This window comes from Terrisporobacter othiniensis, from assembly GCF_000808015.1.
In the GTDB taxonomy this organism is placed as follows: Bacteria; Bacillota; Clostridia; order Peptostreptococcales; family Peptostreptococcaceae; genus Terrisporobacter; species Terrisporobacter muris.
In genome coordinates this window covers 1-22,933 of sequence record NZ_JWHR01000040.1, presented here as the reverse complement: position 1 = coordinate 22,933, position 22,933 = coordinate 1, and the positions used below count along the sequence as shown (strand labels likewise).

Here is a 22,933-nt window from a genome sequence, read left to right as displayed (position 1 = left end):
TTTTAATATTCCCATCTCATAAGATTTTTTAATTCTTGGATTATTTAATAATAAATTCTTTATTTCTATTTTTAAGCCTTTATTATCATAATATGAAATTTTTTTATCATCTTGGAAAAATGCTATCTGTAATTTTAACTCATAATACTCCTCATTATTTTCCACATCTACTTTATAATTAATAAGGTTATCTAATTTAAATAAAATATTATCTATGGAGTTAATATTTATATACAAGTTTTTACCTATATGTGCTCTATCATCCATCCTATATCTTATTTTATCAAGTCTTTTTAGTACACTATCGCAACTACAACTTTCTTTTACAAAAGATGATATATCTCCCGTAGCATATCTTATAAGAGGCATTGCTTTTCTCGTTAAAGTAGTGATTAAAATTTCTCCACTTTCTCCACATTTCATATTTTCTTTTGTCACAGGATTTACAATTTCAATTAATAAATCATTTTCTCTAATGTGCATTCCTTTATGGTAATCGCAGTCAACTGCACCTCCAAGTCCAGTTTCTGTCATACCGAAATGATTAAATACTTCACAATTATAAACATTCTTTATTTCTTCGATAAATGTATTATTTACCATATCCGCACTTAACAAAATACTTTTAATTTTTATTGGTAAATTTTGTTTTTTTATATATCTTCCCAAAGCTAAAATTTCTACAGGCATACCTACAATCGAATTTACATGCTTACTTATTATAATGTCTGTAGTTTTCTTAAAAGAAGATAAACTACCGTTCATTACAGGTTTAACCTGCATAATTTCTAAAGACTGTTTTATTAAATCCCCTACACTATTTTCTCTTTCAAAAGGAAGCATAATCATCATTACATCGTTTTTTTCAACAAGAAAGCTAAGTCCTTTTGTAAAAAAATCTACTGTAAGATTTTGGTCTTCCTCAGTAAAATAAATTCTTTTATATTTACCCATAGTTCCAGATGTATCTAATGAAACTATTCTGCTTATCTCGCTTTGATTAACACATACCATTTTATTTCCATTTGCAATTATATCTTCTTTATTGATAATTGGTATTTTATATAACTCTTCTAAAGAATTTATTTCATCTAAGTTTTTATATAGTTCTTTGTAAAAAGGTGAGTTTTCTTTCACATATTTAATTAAATTATTTAATTCATTTAATTGATATTTTTCTAGTTCATCTCTACTTAATTTATTATTTACTTTAATTTTTTCAGATATCCAATTATCTAATCTCATACTTATCTCCTGTATAAACTTTTATTATCTATATTTGTTAAGTTATATGCACAAAAAGGTATCAGTTTCATGTCTTCACTTACTACATGTATATAACATTGTTTTAACCTATCTAAATCCACATTCCACACATCCTGGAATAACATGGCAGATATGGCTAAGGTATAATTATCAAATCTATCTAGGAAGTCATCCAAAGATTTTGTAAAGTTATTTCTAGCATCTTTTTTATTTGAGGATTTTTTTACTGCTGACCATTGCTTTGCCACAAATTCTCTAGATTGCTTAGAAGAAGTTGGCTTACAACAACAATTACTTTTACTTCCTAAAGGTTTTAGACTTTTATCTTCATTTACTAAGAAGTTTCCATGGAAAGAACAGTATGAATTCTCTGCTCCTCCTCCCATAAAGTTTTCTATTTTCATCTTACCCTTCATTTGTTCTTCTATTTCATTTAACATTTTCGGTATGGTTATTCTATAGTTTTCATCTCTATTTTCATATCTTCCAAAGAAACTTACTGGTTGAAAATGAACTCCCCTCACGTCAGGCATATTATCTATGGCAAAATTTATAATTTTGCCTATTTGATTAACATTTATATCTTTCATTATGGTAGGAACAAGAACTACTCCTACTCCAGCCTTTTTACAATTTTCTATGGCTTTTAATTTTACTCTAAGTAGTTTTTTACCTCTAAGCTTAGAGTATACGTCATCACTAAGACCATCAAATTGTAGAAATACTGTATTTAAACCAGCTTTGCTTAAAGCCTTTATATAGTTTTCATCTTCTCCAATTCTAATACCATTAGTATTAAGTTGAAAAAACGTAAACCCTTTTTCTTTTCCAATTTTAATTATCTCATCTAAATCATCCCTAAGAGTTGGTTCTCCTCCTGATAGTTGAATATTATAAGGGCCTCCACACTTCATTAGATAATCGTAGTATTCACTAACTCTTTCTATACTTATATCTTTTTTCATATTTTCATTTGAAGAGGCAAAACAAATAGGACATTTTAAATTACATCTATTTGTTATTTCAAGAAGAACACAACAAGTTTCCTGTCTATGTTCACTACAAATTCCACAATCATATGGACATCCTTTATTTGCTTCGCTACTTACCACATTAGGAGTTTTAAATTTTTCCACATCGCTCCAAGCTTCATAACCTTTGCCTTCCCAGATTAATGTTTTAAAAAAACCATGCTCTTCACAAGTTTTTTCCAAATATACTCCATCTTCATATTCTACTTTTTGTCCTACTATTTTTTTTAAACAATAAGGACATAAACTCTCCACTTGATTTAATATTTTTCCCATAGCTTCCCCCCAGTAATATTGACTATCTACAAAACTTCATTCAAAAATTTTTCAAATGATTCTTTTCTTTCTTCCCATATATCATCTGGAAAACTCACTCTTATGATTTTAGAGTTAATAACTCCCTTTATCTTATTTTTATTTTCACAATTAATCATAAAAATTGGTCGCCTAAAATTTTTAATTTCTATTTCACCTAAGTTTTGTAACTTTTTAAGAAGTTCTTCATTTACTTCCACATTTAATTTGTACTCGTAACTTTGACTGTTTTTAAAACAATTATCAACTTTTTGTACTTTAAATTTATCCATCTATTATGTCCTTTATGGAATTAATAAAATAGTCTACTTCCTCTTCTGTAGTAAACCTTGATAAACTAATTCTAACTGTTCCACTTGGTGATGTTCTTAAGCATTTATGAATTAAAGGCGCGCAATGAAGTCCACTTCTGCATATAATATCAAAACTCATTTGAAGTATTTCTCCCACTTCATTTACACTATAATTTGCCATAGTAAATGAAATTACAGGAGTTGTTTCACCTCTTACATCTATCACATTAACATTCATTTTTTTCAATTCTTTTTTTATTTTATTTACTAAATAATCTATCTTATTCTTATTAATAGGATTTTCAAATGCCCATCTTAGAGCTTCCTCTAACCCTTTAAATGATGTATCATTTGGTGTTCCAGCTTCTAACCTTAAAGGCATTTCTTCTGGCATAGTATCTTCATCACTATATATGCCTGTTCCTCCTTGCAATATAGGGTTTAACTTAATTTTTGAAGATACATAAAGCCCACCTGTTCCCTGAGGTCCAAGTAAGTATTTATGTCCAGTAAATGCCACCATATCTATATCCCATTTTTGCGGAAATACATCTATTAGACCTAGACTTTGAGATGCATCTAAAAGCACTACACAATTATATTTTTTTGCAATATTTGCTAGCTTTTGTGCATCATTAACTGCTCCTGTTACGTTAGATGCATGAGTAAATACAACCATTCTAGGCTTTATTTCCTTGATTTTTTCTTCCCATAATTTAGGCTCTATTCTTCCTTCTTCATTTACATCAATTATCTCATATTCAATAACTTTCTTCTTTTGAAGATAATGTAAGGGTCTTAATACTGAATTGTGCTCTGCTGCAGTAGTCAAAACCTTGTCCCCATTATTAAATTCAAATCCTTGAATAGCTAAGTTAAGTCCAAAGGTAGCATTATTCCCATATACAATGTTATTAGGATTATCTACTTTAAGTAGTTTTGCTAATAAATCTTTACAATTATAATTTTCCTCTTCATCAAATCCACTTCTATGAGCGCTACATGGTAACTCATCTAAGGATTTTTTTAGAGCATTTGAGACACATTGTGGTTTAGGCCATGATGTGGCACCATTATTTAAATAAATCATCCTTATACCCCCTCCATTTATTCTCCAATTTCTCATACTCATTTCTTCCAATTATAGAAATAATGTTGGATTTTATCTTAAGGGTTGTTTTATATTTTTTCATTATATTTGCTTGAATTTCTTCATTGTCGTTATATTTATTTAGTTTCTCTTGAAATCTTTTATTTAAATCTACAAATTCATCTTCTACTACTAGTTTATCACCATAATATAATATAGTATTTTCATTTATTACATCTTCCATTTCATTTTTAAGCTTCATATGACTTCTAACAATATAAGCTATTTTGTCATAACCTAAACTTTCTAATAAGTCAGCCCCTAAATCTGCGTGATTCTTTTCTTGTCTTTTTATATCATGTAAAATAGAAGCTGATTTAATTAAGTCTATATTTATAATCTTTTTATTTTTATTAATTGAATTACTTAGATCTTCGCATATCTCTTTTACTTTTTTACCATGATTAATTATGGAATTAGGTACATGGAAATAAGATAATAAATAAATACATTCTTCTAGAGATAAAATCTGCCTATTTTCAAAATCATGTTTAACTTTATAGAACTCTTCTTTATAATCCATATCACATAATATAAATTTATCGGGTGTATCTATTTTCTTAGAGCATTCTTCAAAATATTCCATTCCACCTTTTAAACCATTCTTACCATTATAATTTAATAAGTAATCAAAACATATGGAGCTTATAATAGGTGGATGACCCATTACATCTTTATACACTGGATATACAATTTTACTTTTATCTTTATAAATTTCTTTAACTAATAAGTCTATGGTGTATTTAGATACGAAACCAACATCTCCAGGTAAAAATGTAACTGCATCACAATTATCTTTAATTTTTTCTAATCCAAGCTTAAAAGAATCATACATAAAGGTGTTGTTATAGTCATTATTGTAAATAATGTTTACATTCTCATTCTTTACACATCTTTCTATATCTTTAGCTCTATAACCTACAACAATATTTATATCCTCTATTCCACTTTTTCTCAAACTATTAATTGTATTTATAATAAGTGGCTTGTTTTCTATTTCCATTAAAGGTTTAAAATCATTCATTCTAGATGATAAACCTGCTGCAACAATCAAACCACTTATCTTCATTTTTCCATTTTTCTTTCTTTTGCGCTTCTTTCATTTATAAGTTCTGCCGCAATACTAACTGCAATTTCACCAGGAGTTTTTGCATCTAGCTTTATTCCTATTGGCGAATGTACTCTTTTAAGATCATTCTCTGTAAATCCGTCTGCTTTAAGCTTTTCATATGTCATATTAATCTTAGATTGGCTACCAATCATTCCTATATAGTAAGCATCTGTTTTTAATGCCCAATTAAGCACGTTATAGTCATATAAATGTCCTCTAGTTATTATCAAAATATAACTATCATCATCTATACCTAAATCACCAATTTCTTCTAATGTATCTAATACTATAGTATGTGAATTTGGAAATCTATCTTTATTTGCAAATTCATTTCTATCATCTAAAACTATGGTTTCAAATTCTATTATATCTAGAATTGCTGCTGTTTCTTTAGATACATGTCCAGCTCCAAATATATAAGCTTTTCCCATAGTATGAACTTTTTGCATAATAAACCTTTCGTCATCAATTGCATCTGAGTGGATACTCAATCTTTCTATACCATTAGATAATTTACTTTTCATTAATTGACTTCCTGTATATTCTCCAGTTAGCTTATTTTCATCATCAACAAATATCATCTCTTTTTTATTTTCTTTTAAAACTGTAACTATCCATCCTTTTTTATGATTTTTTACAGCTTCTGTTGCCTCTTTCATAATTAGTAGATTATTTTCATCCTCATAATCCATATAGTTTATAAGTATTTCTCCATTTCCTCCACAAACCATTTCTGATTTATATGCATCTTTACTATCTAAATTAAATTCGTAAACAAATGATTTTTTATTCTTAATTGAATTCACACCATTTTCAATACAAGAGGCTTCCATCTTACCTCCTCCTACAGTACCAAATATTGTGCCATCTTCTCTTATTATCATTTGGGTACCTTTTGCTCTAGGTGTAGAACCAGTGCTGCTCACTATACTCGCCAAAACAAAACTCTTTTTATCTTTTAAAATCCTTAACCCCTCTTCATATATGTTCATTAACTCGTCTCCCCTTATTAATTACAGTTCATAACCATATTTATTAAGTATTTCAACTATCTTTTCAAAAGTATTTAGTACTAAATTAGGACAAGTTTTTGATTTATTATTAAAATCTCCATCTAATATATCTCCACAGTTTATTCCCTTATTATCACTGCCTTCATTTTCAAACCACTCTATCAATTCTCTTATCATGATGCTTAGATTTTCATCTTCTATTTCATCATCTTCACCTTTTGATGCAAAATAACCTAAAATACATACTCCTCCAGTAAGAGCACCACATATTTTTTGATTAAAACCTAATCCTCCTATTAATCCTCCCATAGACCTGATTAAATCAGGATTTTCTTTACCTTCTAAATCTAAAATTATTTTCATTAATATTTGACTACAATAATATCCTTTAGATGACAGTTCCACCATTTCCATATATAACTCATCCATAACATCAATCCCTCTTTTTAAGTATAACTAAAAAATATCCTGTTTCCTTTTTAAATATATCGTTATTTATTTTATTATTTTGATTTCCTCTAAGTAACCCTGATAACTCTCCATATTCCCACAGAACCATTCCTAAATAATTCTTCCATTCTCTAGATTTATCTTGAAAATTAATAACTTGAAAATTCAAGTCTCCAAACAATTTATTCCAATAATTAAGAGTATATGTATCATCATATATGCCTGTTTGCTTAAAGAAAAAATCACTTAGCAAAATTATGCCGTTTTTTTTCAAAAGTTTTCTACAATCGCCTAATATTTTTTCTGAATTTTTCATCACTGATAAACTACATTCAAATAGAATTAAATCAAAATAATTATTGGGAAAGTCAAGATTATTAGCATCCATTACTTTTATATTTATATCTTTATATCTTTCCTTACCTAAATTAATTATCTCTTCAGAAGAGTCGATTCCCGTTGCATCGAATCCCTTTTCAGATAAATAGTTAACTGAATATCCACTTCCACAGCCTATATCTAGTACTTTAACATCCTCATCTATTTTGTACATTTCAATTATTTCATTTACAAGATTTAGACCGCCTAAGCTAAATATGTCTCTCTTATTAATCATTTATCTTCTAAAGCCTTTTCTACTCTTAGCATTTTTGAGTATACTAGACTCTCGTCTATAAATACATTATTGCATTTAGGACATTTTGGTAGCTCAACAGGAAAACTACTTCCTAAATATTCTAAAGTCACTTGACCTCTTTCAAGAGGCTCATTACACTTGGCACAAATCATTGATCCACTTGAGTAATCATAAAAATCATCATAATTTTCTTTCATTTAATTCACCTCTATTTTCATTCTATGACTATATGCGTTATAAACTAAGTATTTGCCTCCTTCAATGGTATACTCCACCCAAAATGTAACGTTTTTTATTCTATAATAGGCTAAATTATGATTGTTTGATTTGTTAAAGAATTTTTCCTTAGTTTCTTCTGCTTTTTTTATTGTATCTTCAATATCTTTATATAAGATCATTCTATCCTCTAACTTTTCTTTCAAATCATCACTCATAATTAAGTGGATATTATAATTATTAGTCTTATCTTTCTTCTGTGTTAAGTCTAATTTTAGTTGGACTCTATTATATCTTCTTTCAGAAATATTAGGTTTTCTATTTTTCCCATCAAAATTATATATTAATTGCAAAATATGTTTTGATTCTTTATCTTGTGATAAAAAACTATCTCTACAATTTATACAATAAGTCAAATAGTTTAGCTTGTTTTCTTTAATTCTTGATAAAACTATATTTTCCTTTAATTCTTTATTAGAAAAACAAGTAAGTCCACCATATCCACAACAAGTAGTTATTTCTTTGTTATAATCTAGCTCTTTTAGATTAAATCCAAGTTTTTTTGCTATTTCTCTCACTTGATCTTGTAACTCATCATCATATCTAACAGTACATGGATCATCTATAGCTATCTCCTCATCATTACCGATAAATCTCAATTGATCATCATCAATATAATCATAAATCATTTTTACTTTTACATTCTCTAAATGAGAATTAAAAATCTTGTAACATGTAGGGCACGCTGTAATAAGAGTAGGATTATTAATTTTCTCTAAACTTTCTTTTATTAATTTTATTTCTTCATAAAATCTTTCTTCTTCTCCAGACCACTTTCCTATTACCCCACAACATCCAAGTATTAATCCCACTTCGTCTTTTAATTTATTATTTAAATCTTTATAAATTACTTTTACTAAGTCAGGCTCCGATGCACATAACTGACAACCTGGAAAAAATACATAATTTGAATTTTCTTTACTTATAACTGTAAAAAATTCATCACTATTACTAAACTCCATATCTTCCATGGCAAATTCAAAAGCTGATGGTGGCATTTTATTTGTCTTTACCATTTGCTTTCTTGCATATTCACAGACCTCTCCTAAATCCAAACCTCCAGGACAAATAGATTTACACTGTCCACAAAGACTGCATGAGTTTATCATCTTATTTGAAGTTCTGTTTCCTAAAGCAATAGATAAGTTATTATAAGCTTCTCTTGCCATTTTTTTAGGATAAGAATTGTAATGTCTTAGAAATTCACAACCTTTTACACATTCAAGACAATTACAATCAATACACCTTTTACCTTCTTTTACAGCTTCTTCTTCTGTGTAATACTGCTTATTACTAGGAATTATTTCATCTTCAATCTCAACTTCCTCTAAGTTAGTATATAGTTTAGTTTGGAAAATACCTTCTTTTTCTCTTCCTTGAGTCATACTACTATGTTGAAAATATCTATCTATTGAGGTAGAAAGTCTTTTCCCTAAACTTATACATTCTACCGCCGAAACATTTTTAGGGCTATAAAAAACCTTATCATTTTCATGTTGTAAAGTTATCATGTTATAAGATAGATACTTTTTGTAAATATTTCCATCAAAAACTAATACATCATAATTATCTTTATATTCATTTAATTTTTCTTCTTCAAAAGAAGAATTAAGATAAATCTTTATTCCCGCACTTTCAATTTTTTGCAAATCTTTTTTTATGATATCTTCTTCTAATATATCCTTGTACGTTTCATATATATTTTTCCCTAAAATATCTTTGTCTTCATATAAATCAACAAAGTACCCCTTGTTTTTTAACTCCAATGCACAACTTAATCCACTTAAACTAGTTCCAAATATTATAACTTTTTCTTTCTTTTTAGGTTTTAACAAAACTCTTGTTTTTACTTCTTTTCCATAATTCATACATGATAGTTCAAGCTGTCTAATATTTATGGAATTACCTAGCTCTTTTCTTTTACATTGACTTTTACATTTTTCTTCACAAACTCTACTTACTATATTGGGAAATACAACTTTTTTTTCATATATTTTTCTGCCTTCAGTAAAATTCCCTTTAGCAACCAATTTACATAATTGTCTTCCGTCTATATGTATAGGACACATGGCACTACACCAGGGATCTTCTTCTTGTATACATTTACTTTCTAGTTCTTTTAATTTATCTTGACTAAGATTATCCATAGTCCATTCTCCTTAAATAATTATATCTATTCTATAAAAAATTCGCTTCGCTTAAGCCACTGCATGGGCGCTCTACTTCATATCTCCAACTGCTTAGCCCGTTGCTCAAATCACAAAGTTGGAAATTATATGTTATCCACAGAGCAGTTAACATATAATTCCCTTCAATATAAAAAAATTTGCTTCATTTGAGACTAAAAAAGGGCTTAAACTCTTGTAAAATATACTTAAAGTTAAGCCCTTTTATTTGACTAAACAAGAGCAACAATTGCAAAATTACTCTTTTTTATTTACTTCTTATTTAAGCATTTGCTCCACTTTTTAATCCTTCTAAAGCTTCTTTAACAACGTCTGGAGTTGCTGGTACTCTAGTTATTCTAGCTCCTGTAGCATTAAATATAGCATTTAATATAGCAGGGTGAGGTGCAGCTAGTGGCCCTTCACCTACTCCTGATGCTCCGTAAGGTCCATCAGGTCTCATAGCTTCTTCATAATGTATTTCTAAATCATCTGGTACATCTTCTATTTGAGGTATACCACATTTAACTAATGTAGTATGTTTATTTAAATCTTCAAAGTCTTCACTTAATGCAAGACCTATACCTTGTGCTAATGCTCCATAAACCTGGCCATCAACTACAAGTTTGTTTATTATCTTACCACAGTCAACCATACAAGTGAATTTTTCAACTTTTGTCTTACCAGTTTCCATGTCAACAGCAACTTCTGGCATATTTACAACATACATGTAGTTACTAAATGGTGCACCTTGACCATCTTCATATTGACAGTCAGAACACATAGAAGCAACCCATTTCCCTACAACTTTAGTTGGTAAACCTTCAGCTACCATTTCGTCGTAAGTACGATAAGTTCCATCACCTTTATCTAATGCTTTTAATAAGTTTTCAGCAGCTATTCTTGTAGCATTACCTGTAACAACGTTTGATCTACTTCCACCAGCAGGACCACTATTTGGAGTTTGACGCATATCACATAATACTAGTTTAATATCTTCTGGCTTGTATCCAGCTTTCTTTAAAGTTGCATGAGCCATAGTTAATGTACCTATATCAGCACCTTGACCATGATCTTCCCAAGAGTTGTATATGGTTACACCTTTTGGAGTTATTTCAGCATAAGCTTCAGATGAGTCAGCACCATCTAGACCACATCCGTAAACACCTATTGATATACCTACACCACGTTTAACTTTATCTGTAGAGTTTTCTTTAACTCTTACTTTAGCCTCTTCATATAATGGTCTTAATTTGTCCATCATAGGTACTATTGAGAATACTTCTGGAGTTTGACCAGTTGGAGTTGTATCTCCTGGTCTATAAGCATTTATATATCTTAATTCAAATGGATCCATTCCCATTTTATCTGCTAATACATCTATAGCAGTGTCAGTTCCCATGAAACTTTGTGGAGCACCATATCCTCTGAATGCACTACCCCAAGCATGGTTAGTACATACAGTATAAGAAGTATTTCTTATATTTGGTATTCCATAACCTGCACCTACGAATTGAGTAAGACGCATAGTTAATAAATCACCGAATTCTGAATATGGACCATGATCTATATAGTTTTCACCTTCAAGAGCAAGTATTTTACCATTTTCATCTGCTCCAAGTTTTATTTTCAAAAATGCTGGAGATCTCTTACCTGTATAAGTTATATTTTGATATTGGTTATAGTTTAATGAAACTGGTCTTCCAGTTGCTAAACAGCATACACCAAGTATTGATTCCATAGTTGGAGAGAATTTATATCCGAAAGTTCCTCCAGTTGGATTTTGTACTAAGAAACATTTTTCAGGATCAACACCTATACCATTACAAATCATTGCATGATGTAAATGAATTCCTATACTCTTAGAATTTATAATTAAGTTTCCATCTTCGTCCATATACGCTTGCCCTACATCTGGCTCTAATGGTAAATGTGGTTGACGGCTACAATAAGATTCTACCTCAACAACATTTGGAAGACTTTCCATTAATGGAGCTGTATCTTCACCTTTTTTACAATCTGTTTTAAAGTAAACATTAGGAGTTCCTGGATGTATTTCTATAGCATCTTCAGCCATTGCTTCTGGAGCACTCATATAAGCTGGAAGTACTTCTAAATCTACTTTAACTTTTTTAGCTGCTTCTCTTGCTATTGCTTCTGACTCAGCAGCAACTACAGCTATCGCATCACCATATTGGAATACTTTTTCATCACAAAGAATTGGTCTATCCCATCCATCGCCTTTATTACCAGCTGGGAAAAATACTAGTCCATTTATTCTATTATTACCTATTACATCTTTAGCTGTTATTACTTTATGAACACCTGGCATTTTTTCAGCTTCTGATGCATCTATACCTTTAATATTTGCATGTGAAACTTCAGCTTGCACTAGAGCTAAACTTAAAGTACCTTCTGGCATTTGTAAGTTTATATCTGCACCAAAGTCCCAAGTACCAGTTACCTTAGCTTTAGCAGATGGTCTTACATATTTTGTACCTAATATATCATTTCCTACTGGTTCAAATATTAAGTCTTCAACTTTCTTTTCTCCTCTTAGTACAGCAGCTGCATCCATAACTGCATCTACTAAAGGTTTATATCCTGTACAACGGCATAAATTTTTATGTTTTTGGAACCACGCTCTTACTTCTTCTCTTGTTGGAGAAGGATTTTCTTCTAATAAAACTTTCGCTGACATAATAAATCCTGGACTACAGAAACCACATTGTGCACATCCATGTCCCATCCATGCAACTTGTAATGGATGTAAGTTTTCTCCTTCAGCTAATCCTTCTATAGTTTGAATAACTGATTCATCCTCAACTTTTTTCATTTTTACGATACAAGAACGAACAGCTTTATTATTTAATATGATTGTACAAGTACCACAGTGACCTTGGCCACAACCTATCTTACATCCAGTAAGTAATAGTTGTTCACGTAATACAGATGCTAAAGAACTTTCTGGATCAACAAATAATGTTCTTTTTACTCCATTGATATAAAGGACCTTTTTTAATAACAAATTATTTTCCCCCTTTGAAATTTTTATTCCTAAATTAATAAACTTGGACTATAATTTATGTAAATTTATTAATTAGCAAAATTAATATAATATATATTGGAGGTTATTATGATTAAAGATACTGTTTTTAATGAAGAAGTTTTAAAAGAAATATTTGATAAGTTAATTTCTACATCTAATGCTAAAACTAATGAGGAATTAATTATTTTGAGAGACTATGCCATAAATTACATTTCAGATTACTTCAACAATAATTTAGCTCCAAACAACGCTCCTTTAGATTTTATTAGTTGCGATGAAGTTACTGTAGAAGTTAAAGATAAAACTACTAATAGAATTTTTAGGAGAAATCTAGATATTTCTTACATAGAAAACTCTAATGGTTTAAAGTTGATGGGTGAAAATTTGAAAGGCGAACCATCAGAAATTGTATTTTTATCTGACACTGCTATGAATAAAATAATTGATGTAACTGGTCAAGGACTGAATCAATCAAGATGCCATGATTAATTTTATTTTCTAATTAATTTAATAATATCATAAGAATTTTCAAAAATCAATTTTCAGTAATATATTTGTTTCAATTTTTATATAAATCTGAATAATTCTTTAAATGTTCTATATTATTTATTAAAATATTAATTATTAATTTCTTAATGCTAAAAAAGAGCTATTGGAAAACAATGTTTATTGTTTTCCAATAGCTCTTTTTAATATATTAAAGACACTACTTTATTTAATATATTAAATTATTAACTAAGCTAATAATTCTTTTTCTTCTATTACTTTTTTTGCTTCATCTTTAGCTATTGCTATTTCATCAAAAGGTAACTTTTCTCCATTTATTAATTGGTATTTTTCATGACCTTTTCCTGCAAATACTATCATATCTCCTTCTTGAGCATTTCTAATAGCATATTTTATAGCTTCTTCTCTATCTGCTATTTTTATTACTTCACAAGAAGATCCTTCAAAAGATTCTGCTATATCATTTATTACATTCATAGGCTCCTCATAGTCTGGGTTATCTGATGTAAGTATTGCTAAATCACATTCACGAGCAGCCACATCACCTAGTTCTTTTCTTCTTATCTCTGTTCTTCCACCTACTGAACCAAATAAGCATACTAACCTTTGGTGATCGTAATTTTTAAGTGTTTGTAATATATTTTCTAAACTAACACCATTGTGAGCATAATCAACAATTACTGTTGCATAAGGAAGAATTGATAAAACTTCTACTCTACCACTAACTTTGGCATTTTTTAATGCATCTATCATTATCTCTCTTTTTACATCTAAATATTTGCACACCGCTATAACTGCCAGTGCATTATAGATACTAAAAGTTCCTGGAGAACATATAAAACATGGGAAAGTTTCAAATCTAGTATTACAATCAAAACTTACACCAAGAGAGTCTATCTCTTTTGAGTATCTTATATTATTTGCAGTTAAATCTGCATTATTTTCTATAGCAAAAGTCTCTACATCACAAGTTGCTGCTTTTATTATATCTTTTGCATATTCATCATCCACATTTATTATTCCATGCTTAGCCATTTTAAACAATCTTGCTTTACATTGTAAATAGTGTTCAAATGTTGGATGCTCCTTTGGACCTATGTGGTCTGGGGATAAGTTTGAGAATATTGCTACATCAAAATCAACATCTTCTACTCTATTTTGCATTATTCCACCAGAAGAAACTTCCATAGAAACACATTTTACCCCATTATCTAACATTTTTCTAAATATTCTGTGTAACTCATAGCTTTCTGGAGTAGTATTTGCAGTAACTTCATAAGTTCCATTAAAGAAAGTCCCATTAGTTCCTATTACTCCAGTATTAACTCCAGATTCATTTAAAACAGTAGCAATATAATTTGTTATAGTTGTTTTTCCCTTAGTTCCTGTAACACCTATTATTTTTAATACATTAGAAGGTTTTTCAAAAAAGTTATGTGATATTCTTGATAAACTGATTCTGCTATCTTCAACAAATAATTTCACTGCATCACATGGCAATTCCATAACAGATTTATTAGATTCCATTCCTTTTTGTAGTAAAAATACTCTAGCTCCATTATCATAAGCATTTTTCACAAATCTATGGCCATCTACAGTTTCTCCAATAAGAGCAACAAATATAAAACCTTCTTTACAGCTTCTAGAGTTATATGCTATATCTTTTATTTCAATTTCATTAATTTTTTCTAAAGGTAAGTTAGATGTAAAGCTTACATCTTCCATTAGTTTAAATAACTTCATAATATACTTCCTCTCTAATTTTAAAAATAGAGTAGGTAACCTACTCTATTTTAGTTTTCTTCCACTTCTTACTATAGTTTCTCTAGCAAGAACTTCTAGGGAATCTATATAAAAATTTCCATCTAATTCATTGTCATTTTTTAATATTGATAATTCTGTACAGCCAAGAATAACTCCATCACAATCATTTTCTTTTAAATAATCAACTATGGAATTAAACTTGTCCATGTCAGCTGGTTTACCACTTTTTATGTCATCATAAATTATTTCCATTACTTTAGACTGTCTATTTTCATCTAATGTTAAGTATTTCATATCATACTTCTCACACATATTTTGGTATAAGCTAGTTTTTATATTTCCAGTAGTAGCAAGAATACCTAGTTTTTTGTGATTAGTAGCTTTAGCATGTTTTATGGTTTCTTCTACTATATTTACTAAAGGTAAATTAACACTTCTTGCTATTTTTTCATAGAAGTAATGGGCTGTGTTGCATGTCATCACAATAAAATCCACACCATATTTTTCTAATTTTTTTGCATCATCTATTAATATATTTGATGGGTCTTCATCAGAACTTCCAACTATAAAAGCTGTTCTATCTGGTGTAGTCGCTCTATTTGTTATTATCATATCCACATGTTCTTGGTCAGTCTTTGCATCTGTCATATTTACAACCATATCATAAAAATATACAGAAGCCATAGGTCCTAGGCCGCCTAAAACACCTACAGTTATATTTTTCATATTATCACCAATCTACTTGCAATATTTTTTAAATTTTCTAAATTGATTTACATAGTATAGGAATATATACCATCTTCTTTTAAAATTACCTTTTAAGTCAGCTTCATATCCAAATGATGTAGCAGATTTTCCTGCAGCATCTAATTGTTTACATTTGTTAACTAACTCTTGATTTTTAACATATTTATAAACTACTTCTTTTGGTATACATCTCCAGAAGAAAGGTTCTTTTTGTATTTTTAAATCTAACTCTTTATTGTAAACTCTATCTTCCACAACAAATTTAGCTATGTTATTTCCTGAAGATGTTACATAGTAGTTACTTCTACCTTGTCTTAAGTTTATTTCAAATACTTTGTATTTATTATCTCTTGCATCATATTTTATATCAAAGTTTGAATATCCAGTATAGTTAATACTCTCTAAGAAGTTTCTGAATTTATTCATAACTTCTTCGTCATATTCAGTAATGATTGCAGCATGATTTCCTATTCCCTTTGGAGTATGTTCTTCTAATAAAACATGTCCTAAACATTGCATTTTAACTTTACCATTTTGATCTGAGTAGCAAGTTAAAACTCTCATATGTGAGTCATCTCCAGGTATGAAATCTTGAACTATCATAGATTTTTCATAACCATGAGAATATATTTTTTCTATTTCTCTTTTAAATTCTTCTTCATCTTGTATAAGATAAGCTTTGTTCATTCCTTCGAAAGCATTTTGGAAGAATGATATACTATCAGATGCTTTTAATATAACTGGATAGTTAAATCCAAAGTCTCTTATTTCATCACCTTTATTGTATATATATGTTTTTGGATAATCTAATCCATATTCTTCACACATATTGTAGAATAATTCTTTTTCTATTAACTTATCTTTAAGTTCTGCACCTATATAAGGTACTATATATTTTTCTGATAAAACATCTCTATAATCTATTATTAATTCTGCATACTCATCAGTACATCCGTGAATTATAAGTTTTTTATTTGGCTCAGAAAGTTCATCTGCAGTTTTTAATAAAACCTGTATAAACTCATCTTTATTTCCCATATTAGGGTCTACTCTAAAATCTATTATATTACTATCCTTTGTTGCTCCAAGTAGCATTTTCCCAAAAGCTATTGATTTAACTCCATAAGCTTCATGATAAGCTCTTGCAACAGAGTAACAGTTTATATCTCCACCAACCAATACAGGTTGAATTTTAATCTTATCCACTTCATCCACCTCTTATTCTTTTTAAATACATTGGTTATTATACTTTATTTCTTACAATCTGTCAAAAAAATGACTATTTCAAAATACGTGTAATGAGTTGAAATTTCAAGATTTCTGCTAATGCTTCTTTACTTTATGTAGTATAATTTCTATCTTCTTTTTTATTATTGCTTACATATTTAAAAATATAATACTTTTTATAAACTAAAAAAACTATCTCTCTTAATATTTTTAAGGAGATAGTTTTTTTAATTTATAAGTTTTGCTTTTCTTTTATTAAACCTTTTTTATAAGCGATTATTAACATTTTCAAATCATTTACCTCTTGTTGAATTTTCATACCATCATAGGTGTCTCTTACAAACATTCTATTTGCTCTATTTTCAACTATTATAGATGTAGATAATATATCTTTTTCATATAAAATAGAATCTTCAGCTGATGAAAAAGGTTCATGTGATACAAGTTGCATCATTTGAGAGTTATATATTAATGTATATCCTGCTATTCCTGTTTTTCCTTGATAAGCTCTAGAAAATCCACCATCAATAGCTAGAATTCTTCCTCCAGCTTTTACAGGACTTTCACCATTTTTACTTTTTACTGGTACATGACCATTAATTATATGGCCACTTTGAAAATCTAGTTCAAACTCATCAAATATATTCTTCAAAACTTCATCTTCTTCTCGTAAAGTATAATATGGATTTTTATTTTCTTTTTGTGCTTCTTTTTCAGCTATAAAATATCTTTCATAAGTTGTCATGTCATCTTTTCCAAATAAGGATGAACATTTTCCTGTCCATAAATACCACATCATATCTTTGCCATATTCTTTTTCTGGATGGTTTTTATCAAAGAAATAGCCCTTTCTAATGTAAGATTCCATCTTATCCATCAGCTCTCTACCTTTATATTCTTTATTGTCAATTTTCATAGACATAAAATCTCCATCATCAGTTAAAGGTATACAACCATGAACTAGTAAATTACCATTAGTTTTTAAATAGATACTTCCCTTTGAAAATAAAAATCCCACATGTTTTTGTAGTTTATCACTGTTCTCAAAAGATGTAGCCAACTTTTCTATTACTATTTCTTCTCTCGGCGTTAATTTATAAGGATCTTTCGGATCTATTGTTGGAAAATTAGTATCTTTTAATTTATAAGTTTTTCCTTTAAGTTCTATTGTTCCTTCATCATAGTTTACCTTGCTTAATAATAATCTATGATCCATTTCAAACTCCGGTCTTCTTTTAATTATTTCTGCCTCTAGCTTAAACTGAATTATACTAATTGCCTTATGCATTTTCGCTATTAGTGATTTTTCTGTTGTAGAAGCTTCATCATCACTCATTTTTGGCATAAACTCTACACAAGGGTCATCTTTATATACTTCTAAAGCAAATGTTGCAAGAGGTAATATATTAACTCCATAAATATCTTCTACTATGTCTAAGTTGGCATATCTAGCAGATATTCTTATGGCATTTGCTACACATACTTTTTGGCCTGCTGCAGCCCCCATCCATAAAATATCATGATTTCCCCATTGTATATCCACATTGTGATAATTCATTAAAGTGTCCATAATAACATCGGGTCTTGGCCCCCTATCGTAAATATCTCCAACTATATGTAATCTATCTATAACAAGCTTTTGTATTGCTTTAGATACCTCTATAATAAACACTCTTGCCCTATCAATTTCTATTATGTTATCTACTATACTTTTATAATACTCATCTTTATGAGGGCTAGATGAATCTGGGTGCAATAGTTCCTCTATAATATATTTGAAATCTTCTGGAAGGAACTTTCTTACTTTTGATCTTGTATATTTACTAGAAGCATATCTTAAAAGCTCAATTAATCTATGAATAGTTATTCTATAGAAATCCTCTATCTCTTTTTGACTTTCTTGTTTTTCAATTAAATCTAGTTTTTGTTCTGGATAATATACAAGAGTAGCCAGCCTTCTACGTTCACTTTCTATCATAGAATTGCCAAACAATTCTTCTATTTTTCTTTTAACTACTCCTGACGCATTTTTTAATACATGAACAAAAGGTTCATATTCTCCATGAATATCTGACAGAAAATGTTCTGTACCTTTTGGAAGATTTAATATTGCTTTTAAATTTATAATTTCAGCACTTGCTTTTGATATGCTTGAATATTGCTTCGATAATAATTTTAAATATTTAAGTTGGCTGTTTAAATAATCATCTGAAACTTCATATATTTCTTTCATTCAAAATTCCTCCATATTAATTTTATTACTAAAATAATTATAACATAGTTTAACAAATTAATTTTTTCTTATAAATCGTAAATTATATTTTATGTTAATTTTTATATTTTATTAGTTTTCCAAAATAAAAAATTTGCTTAGCTCATATCGCCAACAGCTTAGTCCGTTGCTCAAGTAATAAAGTTAGAAATTAAAAAAGAATGAGTTTTCTCATTCTTTTTTCGGGAAGGTTAGATTGTTAAGAAATTATTGTTTGTGGCTACATTGATTTGCAGATGAACATCCATTGCAACCACAAGAGCACTTACTTTCTCCACTTCTAGCATTCTTTATAAAATTTTTACACGTTAAAATTACTATTAAAGCCGATCCTATTCCAATTAAGTAATTTATCATAATATCATCCCTTTATTTAAAAATTTGCTTCGCTTCATGTTGCCAAAATCGAAAAGCATATCGTCAACGATATATACTCGTTACCACTTCGTATAAATCCGTTACTCAAGCGAGATTCCTTTGCTTCCACTTTAAGCCACTGCGTGAGCTCCATAAAATTTCAGGTAGCGACCTTGCTCAAAAATATATTTTTGATTTAGAAAATAAAACCACACACTATATATACTAAGAATGCAACTATCCACGCTACTAGCATTTGGAATCCTACTGTCATTAGAGTATCCTTCCAAGATCCCATTTCTTTTCTTATAGCTCCAACTGCTGCAAAACAAGGCATACAAAGTAAGTTGAAAGCCATATAAGAAAATGCTGCTGCTTTAGTAAATGCTGCTGCCACACCTGGAATTGTTGCACTACCTTCCATAGCAGCTTCTGTTATAGCATCACTTGCTCCAAATAATACACCAAATGTAGAAACTATATTTTCTTTTGCTATCCACCCTGTTACCACACCTACTGATGCTTTCCAGTTTCCAAATCCAAGTGGTGCAAATATCCACTGAATGCCTCTTCCTATTGATGCTAATATACTATCTTCCATTTCACACATGCCACTAAAGTTAAAGTTTGACAGTAACCAAATTAATATTGTAGATGCTAATATAACAGTTCCTGCTTTTATTGCAAATCCTTTAACTTTTTCAATACCATGCATAAATACGCTTCTTAAAGTTGGTATTCTATATTGAGGAAGTTCCATTATAAAGTTTGAAGCCTCACCTTTTATCACAAACTTACTTAGTATAAGTGCTGATATTACTGCTACCACTAAACCTAACATATAAATAGAATAGATTATTAAAGTTTGGTTACTATTTGCAAATAATGTTGCCGCAAACATTAAATAAATTGGTAGTTTGGCTCCACAAGACATAAAAGGAGTAATCATCATTGTTATTTTTCTATCTTTTTCATTTTCTAAAGTTCTGCTTGCCATAAGTGCTGGTACTGAACATCCAAATCCCATAAGTAATGGTATAAATGATTTCCCACTTAATCCAAACTTTCTAAAGATTTTATCCATTACAAAAGCAACTCTTGCCATGTATCCACTATCTTCAAGTACTGACATTAATAAGAATAGTACAAGTATTTGTGGTAAGAATGATACTACACCGCCAAGTCCTGCAAGTATACCATCACCAACTAAAGATAATGCCCATTCACTTGCCCCCATACTTTGTAAAGAAGTAAGTATAGTTTCAGTTAAAGGACCATCCCAAAAATCACAAACTAATGTTTGAAGATATACACCTATACCTAATGGACCTTCCCCAAATGTTATGGAGAATAATCCATACATTATTACTAAAAATGCTGGTATAGCTATTATTCTATTAGTTAGTATTTTATCTATTTTATCTGATGTAGTTTCAACTCTTTTACCATCTACTTTTTCTTTCTTTTTAACAGATTCACCTACAACATTTGATATAAATTTATATCTTTGGTCCGCAATTTCACCTTCTGCATCTCCATTTAACTTTTCATTAGCTCTATTTAATATAGATTCAATTTTTTTCTTTGTTTCTTCTGAAAGTTTTTCACTTTCTATTGAATCTTCTTCTAATAATTTAATACTTCTCCATCTAGAGTTTATCATTTGACTTTCATTATCATTAATATGACGCAAAATTTCTTCTAGAAAATCCTCAACATCCTTAGAATAAACCTTTAAATCTTTATTTTTCTCATTAGATGCTTTTTTAACTTCTTCCATTAATAGATCTACATTTTTACCACTTCTCGCAACAATAGGTACAACTTTTACACCTAAATGTTTTGATATTTTATCTATATCTATTTTTGTACCGCTATTTTCCACTTCATCCATCATATTTAAGGCTACAATAGTTGGAATTTCTGTTTCTAATATTTGAAGTGTTAAATACATATTTCTTTCTATATTGGTAGCGTCAATTATATTTATTAGTACATCAGGTTGTTCTTCTACAATATAATTTCTTGCCACTATTTCTTCTGCTGAATATGGTGATAAGGAATAAATTCCCGGTAAGTCCACTATATTCATATCTTTATTTCTTTTATATTTTCCCTCTTTTTTCTCTACTGTAACTCCTGGCCAGTTTCCAACATGTTGTTTTGACCCTGTTATTTCATTAAAAAGAGTCGTTTTACCACAGTTTGGATTTCCTGCTAAAGCAATATTTAAACTCATTGTATTCTCCTTCTTTACTATAATTGATTTACTTTTATTTGATTAGCTTCGTCTTTTCTTAAACTTAGCTCATATCCTCTTAAATTTACTTCTATAGGATCACCTAGTGGTGCAACTTTTACTATTTGTATTTCAACTCCTGGAGTAATACCCATATCCATTAATCTTCTTCTTGCAGGTCCTTTTTCTCCTAAGCTAATTACTGTTCCCTTTTGTCCAGGACTTAAATCTCTTAATGTTTTCATTAATCATTCCCCCTACTATTCCACTACTATTTTATTTGCCATCGCTTTATTTATAGCTATTTTTGTACTCTTAATTAATAATATAATTCCACTTGGATTTTCTGATATTACTTCAATTTTTTCACCTGGTAGAAATCCTAGACTTTGTAAATGTGATTTTACTGAATCTTTTCCTCTTAATTCTTTTATTTTTTTTATTTCTCCTAAAGAAACCATTGATAATAACATATAATCAACCCCTTTATATATCTTCAATTGATATTTAATATTTATTGATAATAAATTTCATCCAATTAAATAATAACTTTCATAATTTCCCATGTCAATAGTTTTATGAAAATAATTATCATTATTATCAATTACATATAAAAATATTTATGTTTTATTATTATATATTTTATGTAAAACTCTTCGCTTTTTTAAAACTATACTTACATGATGCGCATTGTCCATTGCACTCATCCACTTTATCAAGGCATTCCATAAAAGATACTTTACTATTATTGTAATGCCTTATAACAGGTATATTTTTCTTCTTTGCTTGAGTTTCAACTACAGTTTTTAATTTATGAGATACGGTCGAAGTAAACATTACAACTGCATTGGGACTGCCAAAATCTTTAAGTGCCTTTGATGACATATTTAATATTACTTTAGTTTTATATCCTTTTTCTTTGCCCAGATTAATATAGTCTCTTTTCATTCTTTCATTTCCACCTACTACCAATAAAGTCATTTATCTTCCATCCTTTCTCTTTAAATTGATAACGATTATCATTTTTATTTAATATAAAGATAACATTTTATTTTTCACATGTC

Annotated in this window: 21 protein-coding genes; 1 reads left to right on the top strand and 20 read right to left on the bottom strand. The window is 29.2% G+C overall.

What is annotated here, in order from left to right; genetic code table 11:
* The 11 genes from QX51_RS03660 to QX51_RS03610 form a co-directional block, all read right to left on the bottom strand.
* The coding region (locus tag QX51_RS03660; protein WP_039678561.1) for a DVU_1553 family AMP-dependent CoA ligase at positions 1-1,245 on the bottom strand (1,245 nt) is incomplete at its 3' end.
* Positions 1,246-1,247: 2 nt separating this feature from the next.
* Positions 1,248-2,573 carry a radical SAM (seleno)protein TrsS gene (gene trsS, locus QX51_RS03655; RefSeq protein WP_039678560.1) on the bottom strand — a complete coding sequence of 442 codons (1,326 nt, stop codon included), beginning with the start codon at positions 2,571-2,573 and terminating at the stop codon, positions 1,248-1,250.
* Positions 2,574-2,599: 26 nt separating this feature from the next.
* Positions 2,600-2,884, bottom strand: coding sequence for a hypothetical protein (locus QX51_RS03650; RefSeq protein ID WP_039678559.1), 285 nt, complete (start codon positions 2,882-2,884; stop codon positions 2,600-2,602).
* Entirely contained in the window at positions 2,877-3,995 is a 1,119-nt protein-coding gene (locus tag QX51_RS03645) for an aminotransferase class V-fold PLP-dependent enzyme (protein WP_039678558.1), read from the bottom strand. Before QX51_RS03645 ends, QX51_RS03650 begins: the two co-directional genes overlap by 8 nt.
* Positions 3,979-5,124, bottom strand: coding sequence for a DVU_1551 family NTP transferase (locus tag QX51_RS03640; protein WP_039678557.1), 1,146 nt, complete (start codon positions 5,122-5,124; stop codon positions 3,979-3,981). Before QX51_RS03640 ends, QX51_RS03645 begins: the two co-directional genes overlap by 17 nt.
* Positions 5,121-6,158, bottom strand: coding sequence for an XdhC family aldehyde oxidoreductase maturation factor (locus QX51_RS03635; RefSeq protein WP_039678556.1), 1,038 nt, complete (start codon positions 6,156-6,158; stop codon positions 5,121-5,123). The genes QX51_RS03640 and QX51_RS03635 overlap by 4 nt, the downstream gene beginning before the upstream one ends.
* A gap of 21 nt (positions 6,159-6,179) precedes the next feature.
* Positions 6,180-6,608, bottom strand: a complete 429-nt coding sequence (locus QX51_RS03630; protein ID WP_039678555.1) for a DVU_1555 family C-GCAxxG-C-C protein — start codon at positions 6,606-6,608, stop codon at positions 6,180-6,182.
* A gap of 4 nt (positions 6,609-6,612) precedes the next feature.
* Positions 6,613-7,245 carry a DVU_1556 family methyltransferase gene (trsM, locus tag QX51_RS03625; RefSeq protein WP_039678554.1) on the bottom strand — a complete coding sequence of 211 codons (633 nt, stop codon included), beginning with the start codon at positions 7,243-7,245 and terminating at the stop codon, positions 6,613-6,615.
* Entirely contained in the window at positions 7,242-7,463 is a 222-nt protein-coding gene (locus tag QX51_RS03620) for a DVU_1557 family redox protein (RefSeq protein ID WP_039678553.1), read from the bottom strand. The genes trsM and QX51_RS03620 overlap by 4 nt, the downstream gene beginning before the upstream one ends.
* Positions 7,464-9,689: a pyridine nucleotide-disulfide oxidoreductase/dicluster-binding protein gene (locus tag QX51_RS03615; protein WP_039678552.1), complete on the bottom strand. Its 2,226-nt coding sequence runs from the start codon at positions 9,687-9,689 to the stop codon at positions 7,464-7,466.
* Between the two features lie 301 nt (positions 9,690-9,990).
* The gene (locus QX51_RS03610; protein WP_039678551.1) at positions 9,991-12,735 is read right to left on the bottom strand and encodes a molybdopterin-dependent aldehyde oxidoreductase; all 2,745 of its coding nucleotides are present in this window, start codon (positions 12,733-12,735) and stop codon (positions 9,991-9,993) included.
* Between the two features lie 108 nt (positions 12,736-12,843).
* Here QX51_RS03610 and QX51_RS19330 point away from each other — a divergent pair, with 108 nt between their 5' ends.
* The gene (locus QX51_RS19330; RefSeq protein ID WP_052232862.1) at positions 12,844-13,245 is read left to right on the top strand and encodes a hypothetical protein; all 402 of its coding nucleotides are present in this window, start codon (positions 12,844-12,846) and stop codon (positions 13,243-13,245) included.
* A 246-nt stretch (positions 13,246-13,491) separates the two neighbouring features.
* On the opposite strand, the gene QX51_RS03600 is transcribed toward QX51_RS19330, so the two are convergent.
* The 9 genes from QX51_RS03600 to QX51_RS03565 all read right to left on the bottom strand — a co-directional run bounded on the left by QX51_RS03600 (position 13,492) and on the right by QX51_RS03565 (position 22,850).
* Entirely contained in the window at positions 13,492-15,006 is a 1,515-nt protein-coding gene (locus tag QX51_RS03600) for a UDP-N-acetylmuramoyl-L-alanyl-D-glutamate--2,6-diaminopimelate ligase (protein ID WP_039678550.1), read from the bottom strand.
* Positions 15,007-15,051: 45 nt separating this feature from the next.
* The gene (gene cuyB / locus QX51_RS03595; RefSeq protein ID WP_039678549.1) at positions 15,052-15,753 is read right to left on the bottom strand and encodes a cysteate racemase; all 702 of its coding nucleotides are present in this window, start codon (positions 15,751-15,753) and stop codon (positions 15,052-15,054) included.
* 12 nt (positions 15,754-15,765) lie between these two features.
* Positions 15,766-16,980: a carboxylate--amine ligase gene (locus tag QX51_RS03590; protein WP_039678548.1), complete on the bottom strand. Its 1,215-nt coding sequence runs from the start codon at positions 16,978-16,980 to the stop codon at positions 15,766-15,768.
* A 253-nt stretch (positions 16,981-17,233) separates the two neighbouring features.
* On the bottom strand, positions 17,234-19,234 hold the full coding sequence (locus tag QX51_RS03585; protein ID WP_039678547.1) for a fructose-bisphosphatase class III: 2,001 nt from the start codon (positions 19,232-19,234) through the stop codon (positions 17,234-17,236).
* A gap of 246 nt (positions 19,235-19,480) precedes the next feature.
* Positions 19,481-19,630 carry a FeoB-associated Cys-rich membrane protein gene (locus tag QX51_RS20285; RefSeq protein ID WP_139045014.1) on the bottom strand — a complete coding sequence of 50 codons (150 nt, stop codon included), beginning with the start codon at positions 19,628-19,630 and terminating at the stop codon, positions 19,481-19,483.
* A gap of 196 nt (positions 19,631-19,826) precedes the next feature.
* Positions 19,827-21,869, bottom strand: a complete 2,043-nt coding sequence (gene feoB, locus QX51_RS03580) for a ferrous iron transport protein B (protein ID WP_039678546.1) — start codon at positions 21,867-21,869, stop codon at positions 19,827-19,829.
* A 17-nt stretch (positions 21,870-21,886) separates the two neighbouring features.
* Positions 21,887-22,114, bottom strand: a complete 228-nt coding sequence (locus tag QX51_RS03575) for a FeoA family protein (protein WP_039678545.1) — start codon at positions 22,112-22,114, stop codon at positions 21,887-21,889.
* Between the two features lie 15 nt (positions 22,115-22,129).
* Positions 22,130-22,342: a FeoA family protein gene (locus QX51_RS03570; protein WP_039678544.1), complete on the bottom strand. Its 213-nt coding sequence runs from the start codon at positions 22,340-22,342 to the stop codon at positions 22,130-22,132.
* A 169-nt stretch (positions 22,343-22,511) separates the two neighbouring features.
* The gene (locus QX51_RS03565; protein ID WP_039678543.1) at positions 22,512-22,850 is read right to left on the bottom strand and encodes a DUF2325 domain-containing protein; all 339 of its coding nucleotides are present in this window, start codon (positions 22,848-22,850) and stop codon (positions 22,512-22,514) included.
* Between the last annotated feature and the right edge of the window lie 83 nt (positions 22,851-22,933).

Coding starts and splice junctions, on each gene's coding strand:
- QX51_RS03575 (WP_039678545.1), bottom strand. CDS start 22,114: ATGAAAACATTAAGAGATTTAAGTCCTGGACAAAAGGGAACAGTAATT.
- QX51_RS03650 (WP_039678559.1), bottom strand. CDS start 2,884: ATGGATAAATTTAAAGTACAAAAAGTTGATAATTGTTTTAAAAACAGT.
- trsM (WP_039678554.1), bottom strand. CDS start 7,245: ATGATTAATAAGAGAGACATATTTAGCTTAGGCGGTCTAAATCTTGTA.
- QX51_RS20285 (WP_139045014.1), bottom strand. CDS start 19,630: ATGATAAATTACTTAATTGGAATAGGATCGGCTTTAATAGTAATTTTA.
- QX51_RS03565 (WP_039678543.1), bottom strand. CDS start 22,850: ATGACTTTATTGGTAGTAGGTGGAAATGAAAGAATGAAAAGAGACTAT.
- QX51_RS03645 (WP_039678558.1), bottom strand. CDS start 3,995: ATGATTTATTTAAATAATGGTGCCACATCATGGCCTAAACCACAATGT.
- QX51_RS03640 (WP_039678557.1), bottom strand. CDS start 5,124: ATGAAGATAAGTGGTTTGATTGTTGCAGCAGGTTTATCATCTAGAATG.
- QX51_RS03620 (WP_039678553.1), bottom strand. CDS start 7,463: ATGAAAGAAAATTATGATGATTTTTATGATTACTCAAGTGGATCAATG.
- feoB (WP_039678546.1), bottom strand. CDS start 21,869: ATGAGTTTAAATATTGCTTTAGCAGGAAATCCAAACTGTGGTAAAACG.
- QX51_RS03585 (WP_039678547.1), bottom strand. CDS start 19,234: ATGAAAGAAATATATGAAGTTTCAGATGATTATTTAAACAGCCAACTT.
- QX51_RS03615 (WP_039678552.1), bottom strand. CDS start 9,689: ATGGATAATCTTAGTCAAGATAAATTAAAAGAACTAGAAAGTAAATGT.
- QX51_RS03635 (WP_039678556.1), bottom strand. CDS start 6,158: ATGAACATATATGAAGAGGGGTTAAGGATTTTAAAAGATAAAAAGAGT.
- QX51_RS03630 (WP_039678555.1), bottom strand. CDS start 6,608: ATGGATGAGTTATATATGGAAATGGTGGAACTGTCATCTAAAGGATAT.
- QX51_RS03570 (WP_039678544.1), bottom strand. CDS start 22,342: ATGTTATTATCAATGGTTTCTTTAGGAGAAATAAAAAAAATAAAAGAA.
- trsS (WP_039678560.1), bottom strand. CDS start 2,573: ATGGGAAAAATATTAAATCAAGTGGAGAGTTTATGTCCTTATTGTTTA.
- QX51_RS19330 (WP_052232862.1), top strand. CDS start 12,844: ATGATTAAAGATACTGTTTTTAATGAAGAAGTTTTAAAAGAAATATTT.
- QX51_RS03600 (WP_039678550.1), bottom strand. CDS start 15,006: ATGAAGTTATTTAAACTAATGGAAGATGTAAGCTTTACATCTAACTTA.
- cuyB (WP_039678549.1), bottom strand. CDS start 15,753: ATGAAAAATATAACTGTAGGTGTTTTAGGCGGCCTAGGACCTATGGCT.